The following is a 17064-nucleotide window of genomic DNA, read 5'->3' as shown; positions in this document are numbered from 1 at the left end:
CAATTAGAAAAAATGACTGATCAAAAGCGATACACCTAACAAAAAGCCATAAAACGTATTATGTTTCCCTGTCGCTGCCATGGCAGGCATGATTTCAAGTGGTTGGGTTTTTCCTTTGTATTTTTTAATCACCTCGATGGCTTTCATTCCACTGATCAAGGTGATGAGGGACCAAAGGGGTAGAATTCCGGTAATAATATAGAGAGCCGTCAAGCCATAAGCAATGATAAATAATGTTGCTTGAAAACGGACTGCGTTTTTTCGACCAAGTAAAATAGCAATCGTTTTTCTCCCACTGACTTTGTCGTTATCCAAGTCTCGAATATTATTTGATAGCATAATTGTCGCGATACATATAGCGATAGGGATTGATATTAAAATAACATCAACCGACAAAGTTAATGTCTGGATATAATAGCTGATTCCGATAATAACTGTTCCCATTAAAAAACCAGAGAATAGCTCACCAAATGGTGTATAAGCGATAGGAATTGGCCCACCTGTATATAAATAACCTACTAACATTCCTATAGCACCGATTAAAGCAACCCACCAACTTGACATATAACAAATATAAATACCTAATAAAATAGCGACTCCAAAAAATGCCAAAGCTAAGTTTAAAACAGTTTTCGGTGCAATCTTATCGCGGACTATCGTTCCGCCGATCCCGACCGATTGCTCATTATCGAGACCGCGGACATAATCATAATATTCATTGAACATATTCGTTGCCGCTTGAATTAAAATTGATGCTAAAAGCATAGCAAGAAACAATGTTATATGAAGCGATCCATCGTTATAAGCAACCATCGATCCTACGAAAACAGGAATAAACGATGCTGTAAGTGTATGAGGGCGTAATAAGCGCCACCATACATGGAAGCCATCTCGTTCATTTAATGCGTCTTTTACATGATGTTTTTTCATTGATTCCATGACCCTTCCTCTTAAAAACTATATCATTATCTTATGTAATTAATAGAGGGGTGTCAATTTAATTTCATTTTTTGTCGTAAACAAGTGCTTTCATGCAGCTTAAAGTGTCAAACTTACCTCGTGATGGGCATTCCTTGAGAAAGATGCTAAAAGAGAATAAAATAGATACAGTGAATTAAAGAAATAGATTGATGTTTAGATATGGAGGCTTCTTGACATGTTGGATTTAGATGAAAAAAAATTTGCATCGTTTATAAATGATACACTGTTAAAAATGAGTCAAAACGATAGAAAAATAGCAAGTATGACTAGGAAAATTGAGGAGATAAACCCTTTGTTATTCTTTTCAGTTGCTAAAAAGTTAACACCTTACCGTACTTTCTGGATGAGCACAAATGATGATTTTCTCGTAGTCAGTGCTGGCAATATTTATAATATCACTGCAACAGAAAATCGATTTAAAAAAACACAATCGGCGTTTGAAAACATTCAAAGGCACGCTGAAGTTTATAATCCCTATGAAACACCAGGCACTGGATTAGTTGCGCTAGGTGGAATGTCATTTGATCCTCTCAAAGAGAAATCAAGCTTATGGGAGAATTTTGCTGATAGTCAGTTACATATACCGGAAATATTAATAACAAAATATAATGGCGAGTTTTATTTAACTAAAAATGCATATCTATCCACAGAAGATGATCCACATACCATAGCAGAAGAACTTTTGGAAAAGGAACAGATATTGCTGACAGAAACTAATCAAAAACAGTCCATAGTTGCACTTGACAGTAAACATGAAATTGAGCCTGAACAATGGAAACAAGCAGTTCATCAAGCAAGAGAAACTATTCGTCATAGAGATGTAGAAAAAATCGTTATGGCCAGGGAAATGCGCTTAACTTTTTCAAAAAAAGTAGATGTAACGTCCGTTATTAAAAAATTACTTGAAACTCAGCCTAATAGTTATGTGTTTGCTTTTGATTATGGTGAGGATTGTTTTGTAGGTGCTACCCCGGAGCGATTAGTAAAAGTGGAAAAGGAGAATATGCTTTCAGATTGTATAGCTGGTACATTGCCTCGAGGTAAAACAAAAAAAGAAGATGAAATGTTAAGCCATCAACTTTTAAACGATCAGAAAAACTTAGAAGAACATGATTTCGTTGTCCAAATGATTCGTAAAGGGATTGAGGAACACTGCACTAACATTGATATACCAAACACACCGACTATATATAAACTGAAAAACCTGCAACACCTATACACTCCAGTGAAAGCAAAGATTAAAAAGGAAGCAACCGTTTTTGATATTATTAAAAAACTTCATCCAACTCCTGCCCTTGGAGGAACGCCTACAAAAGATGCCTTAGCCTTTATACGTTCTCATGAACTGCTAGATCGTGGATGGTACGGTGCACCGATAGGATGGGTTGACAGTAATCAGAATGGTGAATTTGTTGTCGGTATTCGGTCGGGATTAATTCAAGAAGATGAGGCGTCATTATTTGCTGGATGTGGTATTGTTAAAGATTCAGATATTGACGCCGAATATCAAGAAACGGGTATGAAATTTTTACCCATGTTGAATGTTTTGCAGGAAAGTAACTAATAGTCCCTAGCATGATGATTTTAATGGAGGAAAATGATGACACACACAGAGGACTTAACACGATATATAGCGCATTTTATTGATGAACTTGTAAAGAGCGGAGTAACCGATGTTGTTATTTCGCCAGGCTCTCGCTCAACCCCCCTGGCAATGACGGTGGTGGAGCATCCTAAATTGAAAGAATGGATCATTATAGATGAACGTTCAGCCGCTTTTTTTGCGCTAGGCATTGCTAAACAGATAAATCGCGCCGTGGCACTAATTTGCACGTCTGGTACAGCTGCAGCAAATTATTATCCAGCAGTTGTTGAAGCTACTTACAGCCGTGTTCCATTAGTTGTATTAACAGCGGATCGGCCGCATGAATTAAGAGATGTTGGAGCACCGCAAGCGATTGATCAAATTGATTTATATGGAGATTATCCGAAATGGTTTCATGAAATGGCCTTGCCTGAAAGCAGCCCGCAGATGCTTAATTATTCACGCAGTTGCGCATCAAAAGCAATTTCAACTGCCCAGATGGAGCCAGCTGGACCAGTACATTTGAATTTTCCACTTAGAGAGCCACTCGTACCTGATTTCACTCTAAAAAATTTATGGATGTCACATCAAGAAACAACTCATCACCCAGTTTACAATGGGGCAAAACGAGTAGCGGAAGGCATGCTTAGTCAAATTCTAAAAAAAGTTCAAGCACGAAAACGAGGTGTTATTGTTTGCGGTCCACAAATCGATTCTAAATTAGCTAAGAGCCTCACGCAGCTTGCTAAAACGTGGGGGCTCCCAATATTAGCTGATCCGCTTTCTCAATTACGCTCAGGTGCTCACAAAAAAGATAATATCATTGAAGGTTATGATGCTTTCTTAAGAGATCAATCAATCAGGGAAATATTAAAGCCTGATTTCATTATCCGTTTTGGAGCAATGCCAGTTTCCAAGGCCTATCTTTTTTATGTTCAAGAAAATGACGATATACCTCAATTTGTTGTTGAAAATAATGAAGGCTACCGAGATCCTTCAGGTATTAACAGTGCATTTATTTACGCTAATCCGATTTTGTTTTGTAAAGATGCAGTGAAATTTCAGCCCAATTTACCCAACATTGAAGGAAATTGGTTAACTATATGGCAACAAATGAATCAAATTACAAGAAGTTACTTATCTGCTCCCAGCCAAGCAGTAATTACAGAGGGCGAAGCAGTTCGTGGCTTGCTAGAAGTCATTCCAGAAGAAAATCAACTCTATGTAGGTAATAGCATGGCTATTCGTGATGTGGATACCTTTTTTACAACAACGACAAAGAAAATTAAAGTTCTCGCAAACAGAGGAGCAAATGGCATCGATGGCATGGTGTCAAGTGCTCTTGGAGCAGCGGCTACAACTGAAAATCATGTCACATTATTATTAGGTGATTTGTCTTTTTTTCATGATCTGAATGGATTACTAACCGCAAAACATTATGGTATCAATATAACTATCTTATTAATCAACAATAATGGTGGCGGAATTTTTTCGTTTTTACCGCAAGCGAAGCATGGTAAGCATTTTGAAGCCTTGTTCGGTACACCGATTGACATTGAATTTAAGAAAGCCATTGAAATGTACAATGGAACATACCTTCTTGCAGAAAATGAAGAGTCATTAAAAACTAACTTGAAAGAATCTTATAATGCTGGTGGTTTATCGGTTATTGAGGTGAAAACAGATCGAACCAAAAACAGTCATTGGCATCAGAAATTGTGGAATGATATACATGAAAAGATCTTAAAAAAGGTGAGATAACTTGGAATTTAAAATAAATGACGCAGTGTATGCATATGAGATTTATGGACAAGGGACACCTTTAGTTATGTTACATGGTTTTACAGGAAGTATGAAAACATGGCATCCTTTTATTAACCGTTGGGAAGATTCATTTCAACTCATTTTAATTGATCTTCCGGGCCATGGGAGAACAAGAGTAAACAAACCGAGGTCGATGGAGCAATGCTCAAAAGAACTGAAGACTTTATTTGAGTATTTAAACTTATCTTCTGTTCATTTGCTTGGCTATTCCATGGGTGGTCGTACAGCCCTGTCTTTTGCTATGTACTATCCAGAAATGGTCGAATCACTTATTTTAGAGAGCGTGTCACCAGGATTGAAATCTGAAGGGGAACGTTTGAAGCGAATTGAAAAAGACGATCAGTTAGCTAAACGTATTGAAAGTGAAGGGCTTATCTCGTTCGTTAATTACTGGGAATCTATTCCACTTTTTAAAACTCAAAAAAACTTATCGTATGATGCTCAGCAAGTAATCCGCAACGAACGGATTCGACAGTCCCCTGAAGGATTAGCAGAGTCTTTAAGATCCATGGGGACAGGTTCTCAACCAAGTTGGTGGAACCAGTTAACAGAACTTAAATGTCCTGTCTTATTGCTCACTGGAAAGTTAGATGAAAAGTTTATTTTAATTAACGAACAGATGACTAAACTGCTTCCCAGGAATGAATTTCAAATAATTTCTAACGCAGGCCATGCAATTCATGTGGAACAACCCGGAATTTTTGGTAAGATAGTAAAAGAGTTTATTGTAAACCAACAATCAAACTGCTAAATTAAACTACCACTACATAGGAGGATTTTCATGACAGTAACATGGGAGAAAGCAAGAGATTACCAGGAAATAATCTATGAAAAATATAACGGTATTGCGAAAGTTACAATTAATCGACCTGAAAAGAGAAATGCCTTTACACCATTAACCGTTAACGAAATGATTGATGCCTTTGCAGATGCAAGAGATGATTCTTCAATTGGTGTTATTTTACTTGCAGGAGCGGGAGAAAAAGCGTTCTGCTCTGGTGGCGACCAATCAGTCCGTGGACATGGTGGCTATGTTGGCGATGACCAAGTGCCACGCCTAAATGTTTTAGATTTACAGCGCTTGATCAGAACGATTCCAAAGCCGGTCATTGCCATGGTTTCTGGATACGCAATTGGCGGTGGACATGTTCTTCATATCGTCTGTGACTTAACCATTGCAGCAGATAACGCTATTTTTGGACAAACAGGACCAAAAGTGGGCAGCTTTGATGCTGGTTATGGAGCAGGATTACTTGCAGAAATGGTAGGGCAAAAACGTGCTCGCGAAATCTGGTACCTCTGCCGTCAATATAATGCAGAAGAAGCATACGAGATGGGCATGGTCAATAAGGTCGTTCCACTTGATAAACTAGAAGAAGAAACACTACAATGGTGCTCTGAAATTCTTGAAAAATCACCAACTGCACTGAGGTTTTTAAAAGCATCTTTCAACGCAGCGACAGATGGTTTGGCTGGACTGCAGCAAATGGGCGGGGATGCAACTCTTCTTTATTACACAACTGAAGAAGCTAAAGAAGGTCGTGATGCATTTAAAGAAAAAAGAAAGCCAGACTTCGATCAGTTCCCACGTTTTCCTTAATCAGATATTAGAAATCGGATTTTAGTATATAATTAATAAAGACCGAACAATGAGCTAATGTCAATTGTCATTGTTCGGTTATTTTTGCTACCTATGATTCATGTTTTTGACCTATAATATACATAGATTTGATTCTATTCAGCTTTTCAATGAGTGTATTAGTGTTTTCCAGTAAATATTTTTAAAAGAGGAGGCGTTTATATGGCGGAAACTATCATTCCACATTGGTTGTCAAAACAGGCTGAGCTAAAGCCTAATCAGGTTGCAATAGAATTGGTTAATGGCAGGACAATGACTTTCAAAGAATTATGTGATCAGAGTAAATCTTATGCGAAAAAGCTCGCTCACTTGGGAATTTCTAAAGGTAGCCATGTGGGTATTCTCTCAACAAATCATTCATCAATGGTTATTACTATACATGCGCTTAGTTATTTAGGTGCTGTCATCGTTTTATTAAATACAAAATTAACAAATCGAGAGTTGCAATATCAAATTGATGATGCAGAAATATCCACTTTATTATACTTAGATGCTTTAGTTGAAAAGGCAACTCATATACAGACTAATACAATGAAAAGCTTTACAGAAGTAAATTCATATGGAGAAATAGATCAACCACTACAAGAAGAAATAAACCTGGCAAATCCCTTCACTATTATCTACACCTCAGGTACGACTGGATTTCCTAAAGGGGTAATCCATACGTATGGAAACCATTGGTGGAGTGCTGTTGGATCAGCTCTCAATCTTGGGCTTTCTCATGAAGACAAATGGCTCGCCGTTCTACCATTTTTCCATGTTGGTGGCTTGTCAATTCTACTTAAAAGTGCTATTTATGGCATGCCAGTTTATGTTATGGAAAAATTTGATAGACATCTTTTCCAAGAAGCTATTATGGAAAAAGACGTCACTATTGCCTCTGTAGTTACCGTTATGTTACAACGACTGCTAAACGATCTTGGTGAAAAGCGTTATCCTAATACATTTCGCTGTATGCTTCTAGGAGGAGGGCCTGCACCTGAACCTGTCTTACTTCAAGCAAAAGATGCTTCGATCCCAGTTTTTCAATCATATGGTCTCACTGAAACATCATCGCAAATTGCGACTTTAAGTCCGACTGATGCTTTACGTAAATTAGGTTCAGCAGGGAAGCCTTTAACACCGGCCCAGTTAAAAATAGCAGCAGAAAATCAAAATGAAGTAGGCGAAATTTATGTCAAGGGACCAATGGTGACAAAAGGATATTTTAAAAATAAAGAGGCCAATATGAAATCAACTCAGAATGATTGGCTCAAAACAGGAGATTTAGGCTATTTAGATGAAGAAGGCTTTCTTTATGTAGTAGATCGTCGTAGTGATTTAATTATTTCAGGTGGTGAGAATGTTTATCCGTCTGAAATTGAAAGTTACTTATTGGAAATCCCAGGAGTGAGCGAAGTCGGGGTTACGGGAATACAACACGATGAATGGGGAGAAGTTCCGGTCGCATTTATAGTAAAAAAAGAAGGATCGACGATATCAAAAGAGGATGTTATGCAATTTGCTAAAGAGAATTTAGCCTCTTATAAAAGACCTAAGGACATTTATTTTGTTAAAGATCTACCACGAAATGCTTCAAACAAAATTGTCCGTCATAAATTAAAGGAATTGTTTTAACCTATAAAAGTAATCAATAAAATAGAGCTAGGGACATAAGCGTTTATATCATACGACTGCCCCAGCCTATTTAGGAATATCAGTTTTAAATATTAGTTGTTATTCATAAACCTTTAATGTTCCAATAGGTTCAAACCCAACTCTTTTATAAATGTTTGCCCCGTCTGACGATGCTTGTAGAGTACAAAAAGCTACATTCCTGGATTTGGCTTGATTGATCAAATATTGAATCATAAAAGTGGCAAAACCTTTTCCACGCATCTTTTCTAAAGTAACCATATCGTAAATTCCCGCTGTATTACCAGTTATCATAAGAGAGCCGATTGTGACAATTTCTCCTTCGTAAATACCTTTGTATAAATGAAAATTTTCTTGTTTGGATAAAGGAATGTTAGCTGCTTTAGAATAATAATTTTGAATTGCCTTAGCTTCAGGAGTTCCTTGATACAGTGTTGAAATAATTTCACCAAATTTTATTATGTCTTTAGGAGATTGAATCCTTTGAATGTCCATTTCATCATGATGCTGCATGGATGGCCTCATTGAAAATAGATTTGCAATCATGGCAATATATGATGTTTCATATTCGCTCAATCCAATGTTTTCAAGCATTGTATTAACATCTTTATTTTCCTCAAAGCTCCATATGTTTTTAGGATGATTTTTCTCAGTGTATGTCGATAGGACGCTTGGTAAGCTGTCCTCAATTTGTTCAGCTTCATTGGACTTCAGCGTAATAATATTCGCATTATATGAAGGGAAATCGCTGTCTACAGCGGTAATAATATCATTTTCTATAATTGTCGCCCCATTCATTTGCTTGCTTAAAAATGTTGTCTTTGCAATGAGATTTTCAATCATAAGCTGTTGTTTTCTTTTTACCTCCATGTTGTTTCCCCCTAATATAATAAGTAGGAAAAGAGACACAAGCTTCACAATATGCTGCTCCCTATGTTCTTATTGCCTGTTTTATATTATATTTTATTTAATGGCTTTTTGGACTTTTTCAACGACCTCATCCGAGACCCATTGAGTCCATAAGTCTTCATTTTCTTTTAAGAACTTGATGGCTGCCTCATTTGCTGTTGCCTCATCTTCTTCAATAAATACAAGTGCCTCGTTTGCGATATCACTTGATGTTTCGTAATTCTGTAAAAACTCCACAACATCCGGGGCACGCTCAGGCAGGCTATCATTCGTGATAATATCGATGTCCTGCGCGCCAATTGATTGAAGCGGTCCCTCGGGATCTTCTTCTAGAATCGGTGTCATATCATACTTACCCATAACCCAGTTTGGTTCATAGTTATAGCCAATCCATGGTTCGCCCTTTTCATAGGCACTAGCAAGAGATATACTAATGGCTGATTCCGAACCTGGACGGAAGTAGTTATAGGATTCATCTAAATTGTAATGTTCAAATCCATCAAATAATATTTCATCTACAGTCCAACCTGATATTGATCCGATAACTCTTCCTTTTGAATCGTCTTCTGGATCTTTAAATAAGTCCCAGTAGTCAGGTAGATCCGTTATGTATTTTAAGTCAGGGGCCATAGGCTCGATACCTCGTTCAGGATCACCTTCTATGACGTATGTCGGAACGTATAAACCTTGAAAGTTGTCGTCAAAGTTAACTGATTGTTTTATATAGTAACCTTCTTCAAGCCCAGGTTCATAAATATCCATTACGTTTTCTGACCATATTTCCATATGTACATCGATGTCGTTATTTTCAATCCCGGTCATGATTGCTGCTGTGGATCCGGTAACTTCTTCAGTTTTATATCCATATCCTTCTTCAATTATAATACCAGCAACTTCATTATGGAATCGTGCACTTTCCCAACCCGCATCTGCAAATTTAATCGGCTCTTTTTTTGCAGAAGCATCCGAACTGCATCCAGTAAAGAATAGTACGATTAAAAGAAAAATTCCAAAAATAATAATGTTTCTTTTTCTCATTTTGTCTCTCCTCATGATAGCAATTTGTTAACGAAAATCTCTTACTATTTAAATGATAAGATGATATAAGAAAGATAGCAAACGCAAGTTCATATTGCTATTGACACATAAAGGCATCTTTCTGGTGTTCTCTATATTTTTTTAAACTAATATCATAAAAAAGACTCTATTATCGTCAAATATACGCAATTACGGGATTTTTCTTATAAAATTTAATTTAGTATAATCCAACTTTCGCAGGATGACTTTAACATATAACCTTGGGATCATGGAATAGAGATAAAATACAAACACCAGTTGACTTCTCGATGAACTGACCCTGAGAAAACTGGATAATCAAGCCCACAAAATCTTTATTACTGCGCATTTGATATAAACTACGACATAGTGAATATGGGGATCCGTTTAATCCGAGCAAATAGAGTGCGTACACCTCGCTTCGGCAGAATACTTCGCTTTCCATGGGCACGGCTTCAGCCTCCTCGCGGAAAAACCACCGCTGCGGGGTCTTCAGACACGTGTTGTTCCCATAGGAGTCTTCGTATTCTGCCTGCGCTAGGGTAGACACTACGATTTTTAATTAGACATTGTCCAGAAGATTAACTATTACAAAGTCTGTTTGCCGTGAAAGTAAGCTAATCCAAGCGGAGGAAAAAACGCGGAGACTCCCGTGGGAGCTGAGGCCTAGATGAGACCCCGCAGTGCGTAGCACGAGGAGGCTCATCAGCCGCCCACGGAAAGCGTAGCGTTTTTTCCGCAGCGTTCGAATTATCGCTTACTTTAACAGAAGGGGAAAAGACTCTTCATTCGAACTATGTCGCAGTTTATGGATTTTGTGTATGAACAGCTATCTAGATAGGTCAATGGAAATCTATAGTTCGGTTGACCCGCTTAAACGTATTGTCAGAAAAAAATTAGACGAAGATGCGTAAGTTGAAGTTAAAAATATTTATTCTTAATATTGTATTTTCAAGTGTTCAAACCGCTTGAATGAATTGACATGTTATTGGAAAAGATAACGTTTGAGGTGATAAATGATGGAGAAGAAAACATATTACATTAATTTAAGTTCAACCGAAATATCTCAAATTAAATATGCCAATAACGACCATTTTACAATCCAGGCAACAGAAGATGAAGTTAGTCAATTAAGAGCTAAGATGGATAATATGAACGATGCTGATTTCGGGGCTTACATGCGGGCTCATGTACCTATTATGGCTTATCATAAAGACAGTGAAAATGATGCCTATGATCAAGGCATAACTGAAGCTTTCCAAATGATTTATAATTTGGGAGATGGGGACACAAAACAACATATTGAAGAAATGGGTGTTTTAGGAGATCATCATATGTGAATAATCACAAGCAAGGAGGAATAAGGATAACATAATACCTTATTCTTTTTTGAATGTTGCTCTTTACTTTTTTATTTAGATCTTTCGCCCTAAAAGGAGTTTAGTCCAAAGGATTAAAAGGAATACTATAAATAGATAAATAATAATTATTAGAGGGGCTAAAAATTATGAATGTATACATAAAAAAGTGGATAAAATACATTGGTATTCCTGCAACCATTGGTTTATGTGTAACTTTCAGTATTCAACCCATCCTTGCGTTTGCGGGCTATGAAAAATCGGACGAACAACAAGCGGAGATAGCGGATCAAGAACAAAATAAGAAATCCAGTGCTGATCTTACTCATGAAGAGATTGTATCTTTAACTGATGAATTTATGAATGTTATTTTACAAGATATAGATGATGATTACAAAGTTATTCAATATGAGACAAAAGACGAATTGCTTGATGAATTTGAAAATATATCAACACATGAGTCAGCTGAGCCTTATGTAGAATTCTATTTTAACGAGACAGAAGATGGATTATATATTATTCCAACCGAAACGCCACCATGGTTTAATCCAGATAATGATTATGATATAATATCTTCTAATAAATCTGCAAGAGTGATCCAAGAAAATAAAACAGATTTAGATGGAACATACACCATTCAATACGACTTCATCTATGAAGAGGATGGTTGGAAAATCTCAAAGATTGAACATTTATAAAAAAGTTTAGAGGTAGTTGGACGATGTATAACTTTACAGATTACTATAATAACAATGTTAAACTCTCATTTACAGATCACCCTTTTTCAAAGGCGCCGAAACATATATTGGTTATTTGCCGATTTGAAGGAGAATGGCTTTTAACCCATCATAAAAGCCGAGGTTATGAATTTCCTGGTGGAAAAGTTGAAAAAGGAGAAACAGCAGAACAAGCTGCCATTCGAGAAGTTAAAGAGGAAACAGGTGGTATTGTAGAACACATAACGTATATTGCACAATATCTTGTTGAAGGTGCAAAAGATACGATTATTAAAAATGTGTACTTTGCTACTATCAGCAAGCTAATGAACCAACCAACATATTACGAAACTAATGGACCGGTATTAGTTAGTGAAATTCCAGCTCATGTTAAAAGTGAACATCATTATAGTTTTATTATGAAAGACGATGTGTTAACGCATAGTATGACATATATTGAAAATAACAAAATACTTGCTCATAAATAAAAGGGATCGACCTCGAACGATCCCTCTTATTTATTAATTTAAGTTGCATGCTTTATTAACCAACTTTCAACCTTTTCAACCACTTTATACATAATAGCTGCAAAAATGGCGATTAAAACAAGACTTGCTAATACAAGTGTAAAGTCAAATACTTGGAATCCGTAAACAATCAAGTATCCAAGTCCTTCTTTTGAAACTAAAAATTCTCCAACAATGACTCCAACCCATGACAAACCAACATTTACTTTTAACGTAGAAATCATAACTGGTAAAGTAGCGGGGAATACAGCTTCTTTAAAACATTGCCATTTCGAAGCTCCGAAACTTTTTAAGACTTTTTCGTAGTTTGGGTCGACTTCTATAAAAGCCGAATAGACGACGATGGTAGTGATGATTACTGAGATGATTGCTCCCATGGTAATAATGGAAATATAACCTGGTCCTAAAGCGACAATAATAATTGGCCCTAGTGCAACTTTTGGCATGGCGTTCATAATAACCAGATATGGGTCCATAACATTTGATAATCGATTGGAGAACCACAATGTTGATGCAAAGATAATCCCAAAAATTGTACCTAATAAAAAGCCAACAATGGTTTCAAAAAGAGTCACTTGTACGTGATTAAGCATACTTCCTTGTGAAAAACGATCTATGAGTAGATTGATTATTTGTGACGGTGAACTAAATATGAGTGGATCAATCCAAAACAGTCGGCTGGCAACTTCCCACAGAACAAAGAAACCAATTAAAAGCACAATTTGCCAAGTGAGAACAATTTTCTTTTCTCGCCTCACTCGACTGAGATAATTGTCGTAAAGGTGTTGATCATGAGAGTGGGACATAGTTATTCAACTCCTTTAATTAAAAACATACCTATAAGCTGGGTCTCTATATTTATAAATTGAATGTTAAGAGACGGCTTCATTTTTATTTAATTCTTCCCAAATGTTATCAAATAGACTCTGATATTTATGATGTCGTCTGACTTTAAAAGGAATCTCATTGCGTATCTCAATGGGAACTTCAAATTTTTTTACAATGGTTCCTGGATTTTGGCCCATAAGTAAAATGCGATCACTCATAGAAATGGCTTCACCGATGTCATGTGTAACGAGAATGGCTGTTTTATGATGCTTTTTTAGTAGATCGGCAACGGAATTTTCTAACCTTAACTTAGTTTGATAATCTAGTGCAGAAAATGGCTCATCGAATAATAATATATTAGGGTCGGTCATAAGTGTTCTTGCTAAAGCAACTCTTTGCCTCATGCCGCCAGATAATGAATCAGGGTAAGAATCGGCTTCGTCTTTTAAACCAACTTCATCTAAAAGGGCTAGGGCAGTTTCTTTGGCTTCATTTAAATTTCCTTTTTTTACTTTTGGACCAATTAACATATTTTCCATTATATTTTTCCAAGGAAACAAATAATCTTGCTGTAGCATGTAGCCAATTTCTAGTCCTGATTGGTTAATCGGCTTTTGTTTAAAAAGAATTTCGCCTGCTGTATTTTTTAAAATACCGGCAACTAGCGATAATATTGTTGACTTCCCGCAACCACTTGGGCCAATTACAGAAATAAATTCGCCCTCTTCCACCGAAAAGGATACATCACTTAATGCTTTTGTATACCCTTTTTTAGTAAAGTAATGGTGTGATACATTGTTTAATGTGAGATATGACATGGTTTAGCCTCCTTATTCATTCATCACGTCATCAGCAATATTTGTGTTGACTAACTCTTCATAAGGTACATCATCCGGGAGTTCACCGGCTTCATCCATCATTTCTTGCAAGTGATTCCAACCTTCTTCACTTAGAATTGGATTTGTTGCAAACGAATTCTGCCCTTTATAACGCTCCATGGATGTTGCTAAGATACCTAAGTCTGTGTCTTCAAAATATGGTTCAATAACTTCTGCAATCTCTTCACCAGAATGTTCCTCAACCCATTGTTGTGCTTTATAGATGGCACGAGTGAATTTTTTAATTGCTTCTTCATCTTCTTCAATAAAACTGGATTTAGCCATGAATACAGTGTAGGGAACCTGGCCAGACTCTTCACCAAATGAAGCAATAACATGACCTTTTCCTTCTTTTTCAAACACACTTGCCGTGGGTTCAAATAATTGGACATAATCTGAGTCACCTGAGGCGAAAGCTCCAGGAATATTAGCAAAATCAACATTTTGTAATAGATTTAGTTCATTATGTGGGTCGATCCCGTGTTGCTTAATGACATACTCTCCGACCATTTGCGGCATTCCACCCTTACGTTGGCCAAGAAATGTACTGTCTTTTAAGTCATCCCATTCAAAATCAGGTTGTGGTTCTTTAGAAACTAAAAATGTCCCATCAGTTTGAGTTAGTTGAGCAAAGTTCACAGCATAATCTTTTGATTCCTGACCATACACATACATTGATGTTTCTGCTCCTACTAAGGCGACATCTGCTCCATCAGACAGAAGGGTAGTCATTGTTTTATCTCCACCCCAAGTTGTTTGTAATTCAACATCGAGACCTTCCTCCTTAAAGAATCCTTGCTCTAATGCTACATATTGAGGGGCGTAAAATACGGAACGAGTCACTTCTGCTAGTTTAATGGACGTTTTACTTTCCTCACCTGCACCGCATGCAGATAAAATAAGGGCTGTTAAACATAATAGTGTTATATATTTAAAAAGCCTCAAGTACAATCGCTCCTTTCACTTTCCTGTGAATCCTGTTTCATCACATTTTATGCTAAGAGAAAAAATGTGTGAATGCCTATATTATGAAAATGTTTTTTGTTTGATAAATTGGAAGGGTCGCTACTTATCGAGGGTGAGTTGTAGATTTGTGAAAGGGTGAGTGTGCATATGTAATGAAGACCAACTTTGGTGTGTGAGCCCTTGAAAAGATGTCCCATATTTGTGTTGATGGTAACATTGCAATGAATATTAATAGTTGCAGTTATATTCAGTATGACACTTGCATCGAACATGATAAAAAACACCAACCTTATATAATAAGATTGGTGTTTGAAAGTATTGTTCACCTTTTGGTGAGTTATATAAAAACCCTCTTGGGATGAGGTCGAGATTTATTCAGGCCTATAGACTGGACCTGCTTTTTTAATATCTTCGCTTGCATAAGAAAATTGTGTGAAATTTTCGTAGAACTGTGTTGCGAGTTTTTGAGCTGCTTGATCATAAGCTGCTTTATCAGTCCATGTGTTTCGTGGTATGAGAACGTCATCAGGAACCCCAGGAACATGTAAAGGAATCTTCAAACCAAAAACTTCATCTGTGATGGTTTCTACAGAATTAAGTTCACCCTCAAGTGCAGCATGGACCATGGCACGAGTATAGGAAAGTTTCATACGATGGCCGACTCCATACGCTCCACCTGTCCAACCTGTATTAACTAAAAAAACTTTCGCGTCATGCTGCTCTATTTTTTCTCCTAGCATTTCTGCATAAGTGGACGGCGCAAGTGGTAGAAAAGGTGCACCAAAGCAAGTCGAAAAAGTTGCTTCAGGTTCAGTTATACCACGCTCAGTTCCAGCTAATTTACTCGTATATCCGCTTAAAAAGTGGTACATTGCTTGCTCTTTTGTTAATTTACTAATAGGAGGTAATGTTCCGGATGCGTCTGCTGTTAAAAAGATAATGGCATTTGGGTGGCCGGCAACACTTGGTGAAACTATATTATCAAGATTTTCTAATGGATAGGCAGCACGTGTGTTTTCTGTTAAGGATGTGTTATCATAATCAGGTATTCGTGTTTTGTCATTAACAGTTACATTTTCAAGCACTGATCCAAAATGAATCGCATTGTAAATTTCAGGTTCTTTTTCTTTTGATAGATTAATACATTTTGCATAACACCCGCCTTCGATATTGAAGACGCCATTCGGACTCCAACCATGCTCATCGTCACCAATTAAATAACGATAGGGGTCTGCGGATAATGTGGTTTTACCTGTACCGGATAGTCCGAAAAATAAAGCAACGTCACCTTCTGTACCGACATTGGCGGAACAATGCATTGATAAAATATTTTCACGCGGTAATAAAAGATTCATAATGGAGAATACAGATTTTTTGATTTCTCCTGCATATTCTGTTCCACCGATAAGAACCACTTTTTGTTTAAAAGATATGAGTACAAAAGCTTCAGAGTTCGTTCCGTCAATCGCTGGATCGGCTTTAAACGATGGTGCAGATATAATTGTAAATTCAGGTTCATGTGACTTTAGTTCTTCAGAAGTTGGTCGAACGAATAATTGTTTTGCAAATAAATTATGCCAAGCATATTCATTGATAATTTGTATAGGTAAGCGATATTTTTTATCAGCACCAGCATAACCATTTAGAGTGAATATTTCATTTACTTCTTTTAAATGATCAATGACCTTACCTAATAATTTATTAAAAATATCTTCCTCAATTGCTCTGTTAACTGTTCCCCAATTTACGATATGATTACTAACCTCATCTTTAACAATAAATTTATCGTTGGGAGAACGTCCAGTGTAAGCACCGGTTGTTGCTCTTACTGCACCTGAATCTGTTAGGATGCCTTCATTTCTTGACAGGATTTTCTCCACTAATTGAGGTACAGATAAATTATATTGTAAGTGATCCTGTACCATTAAATCATTGATCAATGAAGAACTTTTGACTGCTTTCATATTGATACCGCCTTTATGAAAATTTTTAATTGGAAAGAGCGCTTTCCATCATTTAATAATCTGGTTATTAGTATAACACATATAAATTAATAGTCCATACTATTTAATGATAAAAATTTATTAATGTTAATCCATATGTGAAAAGGAAAAAAGTTGACAATGACCTGTGTTTTCATTTAGCATTACCAATGAACGGAT

Annotated in this window: 15 protein-coding genes; 8 read left to right on the top strand and 7 right to left on the bottom strand. The window is 36.7% G+C overall.

Annotated elements, in window-relative coordinates:
- Positions 1–3 precede the first annotated feature (3 nt).
- Positions 4–939 carry a 1,4-dihydroxy-2-naphthoate polyprenyltransferase gene (locus tag KQI49_RS10285; RefSeq protein WP_216488646.1) on the bottom strand — a complete coding sequence of 312 codons (936 nt, stop codon included), beginning with the start codon at positions 937–939 and terminating at the stop codon, positions 4–6.
- A 217-nt stretch (positions 940–1156) separates the two neighbouring features.
- On the opposite strand from KQI49_RS10285, the gene KQI49_RS10280 reads away from it, so the two are divergent.
- From KQI49_RS10280 to KQI49_RS10260, 5 genes are all read left to right on the top strand, one after another.
- Positions 1157–2545: an isochorismate synthase gene (locus tag KQI49_RS10280; protein ID WP_216488643.1), complete on the top strand. Its 1389-nt coding sequence runs from the start codon at positions 1157–1159 to the stop codon at positions 2543–2545.
- A 36-nt stretch (positions 2546–2581) separates the two neighbouring features.
- Positions 2582–4327: a 2-succinyl-5-enolpyruvyl-6-hydroxy-3-cyclohexene-1-carboxylic-acid synthase gene (menD, locus tag KQI49_RS10275; RefSeq protein WP_216488641.1), complete on the top strand. Its 1746-nt coding sequence runs from the start codon at positions 2582–2584 to the stop codon at positions 4325–4327.
- Position 4328: 1 nt separating this feature from the next.
- Positions 4329–5141, top strand: a complete 813-nt coding sequence (gene menH, locus KQI49_RS10270) for a 2-succinyl-6-hydroxy-2,4-cyclohexadiene-1-carboxylate synthase (RefSeq protein ID WP_253286782.1) — start codon at positions 4329–4331, stop codon at positions 5139–5141.
- A gap of 30 nt (positions 5142–5171) precedes the next feature.
- The gene (gene menB / locus KQI49_RS10265; RefSeq protein WP_216488639.1) at positions 5172–5990 is read left to right on the top strand and encodes a 1,4-dihydroxy-2-naphthoyl-CoA synthase; all 819 of its coding nucleotides are present in this window, start codon (positions 5172–5174) and stop codon (positions 5988–5990) included.
- Between the two features lie 201 nt (positions 5991–6191).
- Positions 6192–7646 carry an o-succinylbenzoate--CoA ligase gene (locus KQI49_RS10260; RefSeq protein WP_216488637.1) on the top strand — a complete coding sequence of 485 codons (1455 nt, stop codon included), beginning with the start codon at positions 6192–6194 and terminating at the stop codon, positions 7644–7646.
- A gap of 99 nt (positions 7647–7745) precedes the next feature.
- Here KQI49_RS10260 and KQI49_RS10255 read toward each other — a convergent pair whose 3' ends face one another.
- Together KQI49_RS10255 and KQI49_RS10250 are read right to left on the bottom strand one after the other, a co-directional pair.
- Positions 7746–8534, bottom strand: coding sequence for a GNAT family N-acetyltransferase (locus KQI49_RS10255; RefSeq protein WP_216488635.1), 789 nt, complete (start codon positions 8532–8534; stop codon positions 7746–7748).
- Positions 8535–8627: 93 nt separating this feature from the next.
- Positions 8628–9611: an ABC transporter substrate-binding protein gene (locus tag KQI49_RS10250; RefSeq protein ID WP_253286781.1), complete on the bottom strand. Its 984-nt coding sequence runs from the start codon at positions 9609–9611 to the stop codon at positions 8628–8630.
- 1037 nt (positions 9612–10648) lie between these two features.
- Between KQI49_RS10250 and KQI49_RS10245 the strand changes: the two genes are divergently transcribed.
- The 3 genes from KQI49_RS10245 to ytkD all read left to right on the top strand — a co-directional run bounded on the left by KQI49_RS10245 (position 10649) and on the right by ytkD (position 12191).
- Positions 10649–10969 (top strand): hydrolase, encoded by a 321-nt coding sequence (locus tag KQI49_RS10245; RefSeq protein ID WP_216488633.1) that lies wholly within the window; start codon positions 10649–10651, stop codon positions 10967–10969.
- Positions 10970–11136: 167 nt separating this feature from the next.
- Positions 11137–11685 carry a hypothetical protein gene (locus KQI49_RS10240; RefSeq protein WP_216488631.1) on the top strand — a complete coding sequence of 183 codons (549 nt, stop codon included), beginning with the start codon at positions 11137–11139 and terminating at the stop codon, positions 11683–11685.
- A gap of 23 nt (positions 11686–11708) precedes the next feature.
- Entirely contained in the window at positions 11709–12191 is a 483-nt protein-coding gene (gene ytkD, locus KQI49_RS10235) for an RNA deprotection pyrophosphohydrolase (RefSeq protein ID WP_216488629.1), read from the top strand.
- Between the two features lie 38 nt (positions 12192–12229).
- Here the strand turns inward: ytkD and KQI49_RS10230 are convergent, their stop codons facing one another.
- The 4 genes from KQI49_RS10230 to pckA all read right to left on the bottom strand — a co-directional run bounded on the left by KQI49_RS10230 (position 12230) and on the right by pckA (position 16866).
- Entirely contained in the window at positions 12230–13036 is an 807-nt protein-coding gene (locus tag KQI49_RS10230; RefSeq protein WP_216488627.1) for an ABC transporter permease, read from the bottom strand.
- Positions 13037–13102: 66 nt separating this feature from the next.
- Positions 13103–13876, bottom strand: a complete 774-nt coding sequence (locus tag KQI49_RS10225) for an ABC transporter ATP-binding protein (RefSeq protein WP_216488625.1) — start codon at positions 13874–13876, stop codon at positions 13103–13105.
- Between the two features lie 12 nt (positions 13877–13888).
- Positions 13889–14881, bottom strand: a complete 993-nt coding sequence (locus KQI49_RS10220) for an ABC transporter substrate-binding protein (RefSeq protein ID WP_216488623.1) — start codon at positions 14879–14881, stop codon at positions 13889–13891.
- 392 nt (positions 14882–15273) lie between these two features.
- Positions 15274–16866 carry a phosphoenolpyruvate carboxykinase (ATP) gene (gene pckA / locus KQI49_RS10215; RefSeq protein ID WP_216488621.1) on the bottom strand — a complete coding sequence of 531 codons (1593 nt, stop codon included), beginning with the start codon at positions 16864–16866 and terminating at the stop codon, positions 15274–15276.
- Between the last annotated feature and the right edge of the window lie 198 nt (positions 16867–17064).

The organism is Virgibacillus sp. MSJ-26 (assembly GCF_018918075.1).
Taxonomy (GTDB): Bacteria; Bacillota; Bacilli; order Bacillales; family Amphibacillaceae; genus MSJ-26.
The sequence above is the reverse complement of the archived record's forward strand: the minus strand, read 5'-3'. Positions and strand labels throughout refer to the sequence as shown.

Coding starts and splice junctions, on each gene's coding strand:
- pckA (WP_216488621.1), bottom strand. CDS start 16,866: ATGAAAGCAGTCAAAAGTTCTTCATTGATCAATGATTTAATGGTACAG.
- menD (WP_216488641.1), top strand. CDS start 2,582: ATGACACACACAGAGGACTTAACACGATATATAGCGCATTTTATTGAT.
- KQI49_RS10250 (WP_253286781.1), bottom strand. CDS start 9,611: ATGAGAAAAAGAAACATTATTATTTTTGGAATTTTTCTTTTAATCGTA.
- KQI49_RS10285 (WP_216488646.1), bottom strand. CDS start 939: ATGGAATCAATGAAAAAACATCATGTAAAAGACGCATTAAATGAACGA.
- menB (WP_216488639.1), top strand. CDS start 5,172: ATGACAGTAACATGGGAGAAAGCAAGAGATTACCAGGAAATAATCTAT.
- KQI49_RS10240 (WP_216488631.1), top strand. CDS start 11,137: ATGAATGTATACATAAAAAAGTGGATAAAATACATTGGTATTCCTGCA.
- KQI49_RS10255 (WP_216488635.1), bottom strand. CDS start 8,534: ATGGAGGTAAAAAGAAAACAACAGCTTATGATTGAAAATCTCATTGCA.
- ytkD (WP_216488629.1), top strand. CDS start 11,709: ATGTATAACTTTACAGATTACTATAATAACAATGTTAAACTCTCATTT.
- KQI49_RS10260 (WP_216488637.1), top strand. CDS start 6,192: ATGGCGGAAACTATCATTCCACATTGGTTGTCAAAACAGGCTGAGCTA.
- KQI49_RS10280 (WP_216488643.1), top strand. CDS start 1,157: ATGTTGGATTTAGATGAAAAAAAATTTGCATCGTTTATAAATGATACA.
- KQI49_RS10245 (WP_216488633.1), top strand. CDS start 10,649: ATGGAGAAGAAAACATATTACATTAATTTAAGTTCAACCGAAATATCT.
- KQI49_RS10225 (WP_216488625.1), bottom strand. CDS start 13,876: ATGTCATATCTCACATTAAACAATGTATCACACCATTACTTTACTAAA.
- KQI49_RS10230 (WP_216488627.1), bottom strand. CDS start 13,036: ATGTCCCACTCTCATGATCAACACCTTTACGACAATTATCTCAGTCGA.